Below are 5,871 nucleotides of genomic sequence, written 5' to 3'. Positions count from 1 at the left end.
CGGTGAGCTTGGCCACTTCCTTGAAGGCGTACTGCTTGTGCTTCTTGGGGTCGGTGCCGATGAGCGAGATGGTCTCGTCGCCCAGGTGGCCCGTGGCCCACACGGGACCGTATTTGGGGTGCAGGAAGTTGGCGCCGCGGCCGGGGTGGGGGATCTTGCCTACTTCGGTGATGGCGGCCAGCTTGCCTTCCTTGGCGTCGATGGCGGCGATCTTGTTGCTGTTGTTGGCGGCCACCATGAAGTAGCGCTTGCTGGAATCCCAGCCGCCGTCATGCAGGAAGGGCGCGGAGCCGATCTCGGTGACCTTGAGCGCGTCGATGTTGGAGTAGTCCACCATCAGCGTCTTGCCGGTTTCCTTCACGTTCACCACGAACTCGGGCTTGAAGTGGGAGGCGACAATGGAGGCCACGCGCGGCTCGGGGTGGTATTCCTGCGTGCCGACCACCATGCCGCGGGTGCTTACGATCTTCTTGGGCTCCAGCGTGTCGCCGTCCATGATGGTGTACTGGGGCGGCCAGTAGCTGCCTGCGATGGCCAGCTTGTCCTCATAGCCCTTGAACTTGGAGGTGTCCACCGATCGGGCTTCCAGGCCCACGCGGATTTCGGCCACGTTGTCGGGCTTTTCCATCCACAGGTCGATCATGTTGATCTTGGCATCGCGGCCGATCACGAACAGGTAGCGGCCCGAGGCCGACAGCCGCGAGATGTGCACGGCGTAACCGGTCTTCACGATGTTGATGATCTGCTTGGTGTCGCCGTCGATCAGCGCCACCTCGCCCGTGTCGCGCAGCGTGGTCGAGAAGATGTTCTCGATGTTGTAGTTGTTGAGCTTCTTCTTCGGGCGGTCCTTGGGTTCGACGATGACCCTCCAGGTCTTCTTCATGTCGGCCATGCCGAATTCAGGCGGTGTTGGCGGCTCGTGCTGGATGTAGCGGGCCATCAGGTCCACTTCCTGCTCGTTCATCTCGCCCGAGGTGAGCCAGTTGGGCATGCCCGCGGGCGAGCCGTACGAGATGAACACCTTGAGGTAGTCCGTGCCCTTGGCGGTGGTGATGTCGGGCGTGAGCGGCTTGCCCGTGGCGCCCTTGCGCAGCACGCCGTGGCAGCCCGCGCAGCGCTCGAAGTAGGTCTGGCGCGCCTTCTCGAACTCGGCCGCCGTCATGGGCGGGGCCTTGGGATTGGTGCTCTGGTGCATGGGCTCGTTCACCAGAGGGGAGCCGCCGGCCTGGTAGTTCATTTCGGGTTGCGAGACTCCCTTGCCTGCCTGTGCCATCGCCGTGGCCGTAGCCATTGCGAGGGCTGCCAGGGCCAGGTGCTGGACGGTCTTGATTGCTTTCATCATCGGTCCTCTGCGTCATGGGCAGCGAATGGTTGGCGGTGGATGCGGCTGCGCCCTCCGACCCGCGCCACGGCTGTCCTTCGTGACTTGCGGGTGGGGCAATGGTCCGGCGGGCGGTGCGCGCTGTCCTTGAACTGGTTCAAGGACGCGCTGCCCGGCCTGCCCGACCATGGGTCCACCCCACACAACCACTGCGAGCCCCCACATGAGCTTCATGGACGACCCCCAATGGCCGAAGACGCCCGCGCATGATGTGGCTGAGGCCAAGCCGACCGCCCCGGGCCGCGTGACGCTGGTCGGCGCCGGTCCGGGTGACCCGGACCTGCTCACGGTGAAGGCCGCGCGCGTGCTGCGCGAGGCCAGCCTGGTGCTCTACGACCACCTGGTGGGCGAGGCGGTGCTGGCCCTGGTGCCCACGAGTGCCGAGCGCATCTATGTGGGCAAGGAGTCGTCGCGCCACACCCTGCCGCAGGAGGACATCATTGCGCTGATGTGCCGGCTGGCGCGCAGCGGCCGGCCGTTGGTGCGCCTCAAGGGCGGCGACTGCTACATCTTCGGCAGGGGCGGCGAAGAGGCAATAGGCTTGGCCCGTGCGGGCATTCCTTTTGACGTGGTGCCCGGCATCACGGCCGCCCAGGCAGCGGGCGCGTGCGCGGGCATTCCGCTCACGCACCGCGACCACGCGGGCACACTGGTGCTGGCCACTGGGCACTTGCGCGGCGACAACGACACGGCATTGGATTGGCCCCTGCTCGCGCGGCCGCGCCAGACCGTGGTGTTCTACATGGGAGTGGCCACGCTGCCCACCATCTGTGCGCAATTGGCCGCGCACGGCCTACCGCCGACCACGCCCGCAGCCATCGTCGAGCGCGCATCCCTGCGGGATCAGCGCTGCCTCACCGGCACCCTTGCGTCGTTGCCAAGCTTGTCTGCCAGTCAGGGCGTGAAAGCACCTGCACTGATCGTTGTGGGCGAGGTGGTGGCTTTGCAGCCAGCGCTGGTTCAAAGGCTGGTGCAGGCTTCGCCGCGCTAGTCCACTGAATCGGAGAAATCGGCGAAAGGCGCGTTCACCGGGCCTGAGACCGCCCGAGTGCGGAGCGCTGCTCAGGCGTCCAGGGCGGCGTCAGAGGCCGCAGACTGTGGGCGCTGGCGCCGCCAAGTCTTTTCAATTTCGACGACTACCAATACCACCAAAGCGGCCCCAATGCACAGGGCCAGCTCGCCCAGGCTCAGCGGCTCGGTGCGGAAGATGGGGTTGAGCCAGGGCACGTAGATGGTTGCCATCTGCAGCGCGAATGTGAGCAGCACCGCGCCCAGCAGTGGACGGTTGCTCAGCAGCCCCAGCCGCCAGAGGGGTTCGGATTCCGAGCGGATGGCGATCACGTGCGCCATCTGCGCCAGCGTGAGCACGGTGAACACCATCGTCTGCCAGTGCGCGTGCCCGGTGTGCAGCGCCCAGGCCTGCACGGCCAGGCACAGTCCGCCGATGAGCAGGCCCACGCCCAGGATGTGCTGCCACATGCCGTGGGCAAACAGGCTCTCGCGCGGTGGGCGGGGCGGACGCTGCATGATGCCGCGCTCGGCTGGTTCCGCCGCCAGCGCCAGGCCCGGAAGCCCGTCGGTGACGAGATTGACCCACAGGATGTGGATGGGAAGCAGTGGAATGGGCAGCAGGAGCAGCGGTGCGAGGAAGATGGTCCAGATCTCGCCCGAGTTGCCGGTCATCGCGTAGCGCACGAACTTGCGGATGTTGTCGTAGATGCGGCGGCCTTCGCGCACCGCCGCGACGATGGTGGCGAAGTTGTCGTCCAGCAGCACCAGGCTGGACGCCTCTCGCGCCACGTCGGTGCCGCCCCGGCCCATGGCCACGCCGATGTCGGCGCGCTTGAGCGCGGGGGCATCGTTCACGCCATCGCCCGTCATCGCCACAAAGTGGCCCTGGGCCTGCAGCGCCTCGACGATGCGGATCTTCTGCGCCGGGTCCACGCGGGCGTAGACCTGCACCTGCTCCACCTTCGCCTGTAGCGCGGCGTCATCCAGCGTGGCCAGGTCGGCGCCGGTCAGCACCGGTGCATCGGCGTTGTCGACGATGCCCAGGCGGTGCGCAATCGCGCGCGCGGTGGCGGGGTGGTCGCCCGTGATCATCACCGGCGTGATGCCCGCGCTGATGCAGTCGCGCACTGCGGCCTGGGCCTCGGGGCGGGGCGGGTCGATGAGGGCGATCAGGCCCAGCAGCTCCAGCTGGTTTTCTACCGCGTCGATGTCGTTGGTGTCGGGCAGGCGGCCGTGGCTGCGGCGGGCCAGGGCCAGCACGCGCAGGCCCTGGGCGGCGAGCTGCTGGGCGGTGGCGAGGACCTGCACAGTGTCGAGCGCGGCAGCGCCTTCGGGCGTCCAGTGAGCGGTGCAGCGGGGCAGTACCGATTCCGGCGCGCCCTTGGTGTAGGCGACAAACCCGCGTGCATCGCGGTGGAAGGTGGTCATGCGCTTGCGGTCGGAATCAAAGGGCTGCTCCTGCACACGGGGGCAGGTGGCATCGAGCTGGGCCTTGTCCAGTCCGCCTGCGTGGGCGGCCAGCGCCAGCGCGGTCTCCGTAGGGTCTCCCAGCCATTGGCTGCCCGACTGACCATCCTTGTTCTCAGCCTGGAGCGTGGCGTCGTTGCACAGCGCGGCGGCGCGCAGGGCCTCGGCATGGGCCGGGCCGGGCAAGGGGTCACCGGGCACCCAGCGCACGCCGTGGGCCAGCAGCAGCTCGGCATGCATGCGGTTTTGGGTCAGGGTCCCGGTCTTGTCCGAGCAGATAGTGGTGACCGAGCCGAGCGTCTCGACCGACGGCAGCCGCCGCACCAGCGCATGCACCGTCACCATGCGGCGTGCGCCCAGGGCCAGCAGCACGGTCACCACGGCGGGCAGCGCCTCGGGGATGGCTGCCACGGCCAGGCTGATGGCTGTGAGGGCCATGAGCAGCGGCGCCTCGCCGCGCAGCACGCCCACCCCGAAGATCACGATGCAGATGCCCAGCACCGCCAGCGCGAGCCGTTTGCCAAAGGCTGCCAGGCGCAGTTGCAGCGGCGTGCTGCGGTCTCCGGTGTCGAGCAGCGTGGCCACCTTGCCCAGCTCGGTGTGCATGCCGGTGGCCACCACCAGACCGCGTGCGCGGCCATGGGTGGCGGTGGTGCCCTTGAAGGCCATGTTGGTGCGGTCGCCCAGTGCGCCCACGTCCTCTGCCGCCAGGGCCTCGGTCTGCTTGGCCACGGTGACGGATTCGCCTGTGAGGGCCGATTCATCCACTTGCAGCTGCGCGATCTCGATCAGCCGCAGGTCGGCCGGGATCTGGTTGCCTGCCTCCAGCAGCACGATGTCGCCGGGCACGAGCACGGTGGCAGGCACCACCTGCACCGCACCGCTGCGCAGCACGGTGGCGTGCGCAGCCGCCAGTTGCCGCAATGCAGCCATGGCCTGGTCGGCGCGCCAGGCCTGCACAAAGCCGATCACGGCGTTGAGCACCACGATGACAAGGATCACCAGCGTGTCGGTGACCTCACCCACCAGCCCCGAGATGACGGCCGCACCCAGCAGCACCAGCACCATGAAGTCCTTGAACTGGTCGGCCAGCAGGCGCCACCAAGGGCGGTCTTGCCCCGCCGCCAGTTCATTGGCGCCGTGGGCGGCGCCGCGGCGCAGGGCTTCATCAGGGTGCAGGCCCGCATCAGGGTCAACGGCGTGCTCGCGTGCCACGTCCATGGCATCGCGCAGATGAGGATGGGGGTGTTGCACGGCATCAGTTTCCATACAGAAAGACCACGTAGGTGTTGACCAGGTACACCGCCGCCATGCCGATGCTGACCATGCCCACTGCGCGCAGCACACGGCTGCGCGGGCGAAAGAACAGGCCCACCACCGCCAGCCCGGTCATGACTACGGCCGATGCGGCGGTGATGGCATGCACAGGCGACACATGGGCTAATAGATCGCCGGGGCGGTAGAACAGATCATCTATGCCCACGATGGCCACGTTGAACAGGTTGCTGCCCAGCAGGTTGCCAATGGCCATGTCGAGCGCACCCAGCCGCAGGGCGGACAGCGTGACCGCCAGCTCGGGCAGGGTGGTGACCAGGGCCACGAACAGGCTGCCCACAAAGCTGCGGTTCCAGCCCATGGAGGTGGCCAAGTTGACCGCCACAAAGGGCAGCCACATGCCGGCCCCCACCACGATGGCTGCCGCCATCGCAAAGCGGGTGGCCGCTTGTCGAAGGCTGGGCAGGGTGGGGGCGAGGGTGTCTGCGGACGGTGTTGCGTCTGCCGGTGTTGTGGCGGGGTGGCTCCGTTCATACGCAAAGACGGTGCGCATCGCCACCAGATACAGCAGCAGGATCACAGGCGTGAGCAAGCCCACGCTGCGCTGTGAGGCAGTGCCAGCGCCAGTGGCAGCGCCGGCAGTAGCCCCCAGTTGGCCCATCAGCAGTCCCAGCAGCAAAAAGCCCAGCAGCACCACGCCAAAAGCGCCTGCCAGCACGTGGCCGTGGGCGGCCCGG

Annotated in this window: 4 protein-coding genes; 1 reads left to right on the top strand and 3 read right to left on the bottom strand. The window is 67.7% G+C overall.

Annotation, left to right across the window (positions count from 1 at the left end; translation table 11 throughout):
* A partial coding sequence (locus MRY84_RS17580; protein ID WP_291506994.1) for a nitrite reductase occupies positions 1–1,339 on the bottom strand: 1,339 nt, incomplete at its 3' end.
* 205 nt (positions 1,340–1,544) lie between these two features.
* Here MRY84_RS17580 and cobA point away from each other — a divergent pair.
* Positions 1,545–2,372, top strand: coding sequence for a uroporphyrinogen-III C-methyltransferase (gene cobA / locus MRY84_RS17575; protein WP_291506993.1), 828 nt, complete (start codon positions 1,545–1,547; stop codon positions 2,370–2,372).
* A gap of 71 nt (positions 2,373–2,443) precedes the next feature.
* Here the strand turns inward: cobA and MRY84_RS17570 are convergent, their stop codons facing one another.
* Both MRY84_RS17570 and MRY84_RS17565 read right to left on the bottom strand, forming a co-directional pair.
* Positions 2,444–5,113: a cation-translocating P-type ATPase gene (locus tag MRY84_RS17570; protein WP_291506992.1), complete on the bottom strand. Its 2,670-nt coding sequence runs from the start codon at positions 5,111–5,113 to the stop codon at positions 2,444–2,446.
* A 4-nt stretch (positions 5,114–5,117) separates the two neighbouring features.
* The coding region (locus MRY84_RS17565; RefSeq protein WP_291506991.1) for a sodium:calcium antiporter at positions 5,118–5,871 on the bottom strand (754 nt) is incomplete at its 5' end.

It is taken from the genome of Acidovorax sp., assembly GCF_022763525.1.
In the GTDB taxonomy this organism is placed as follows: Bacteria; Pseudomonadota; Gammaproteobacteria; order Burkholderiales; family Burkholderiaceae_C; genus Acidovorax.
This window is presented reverse-complemented; position numbering and strand designations above follow the sequence as displayed.

What these genes read in the sequence shown, in the direction of transcription:
- cobA (WP_291506993.1), top strand. Translation starts at nt 1,545, where the DNA reads ATGAGCTTCATGGACGACCCCCAATGGCCGAAGACGCCCGCGCATGAT.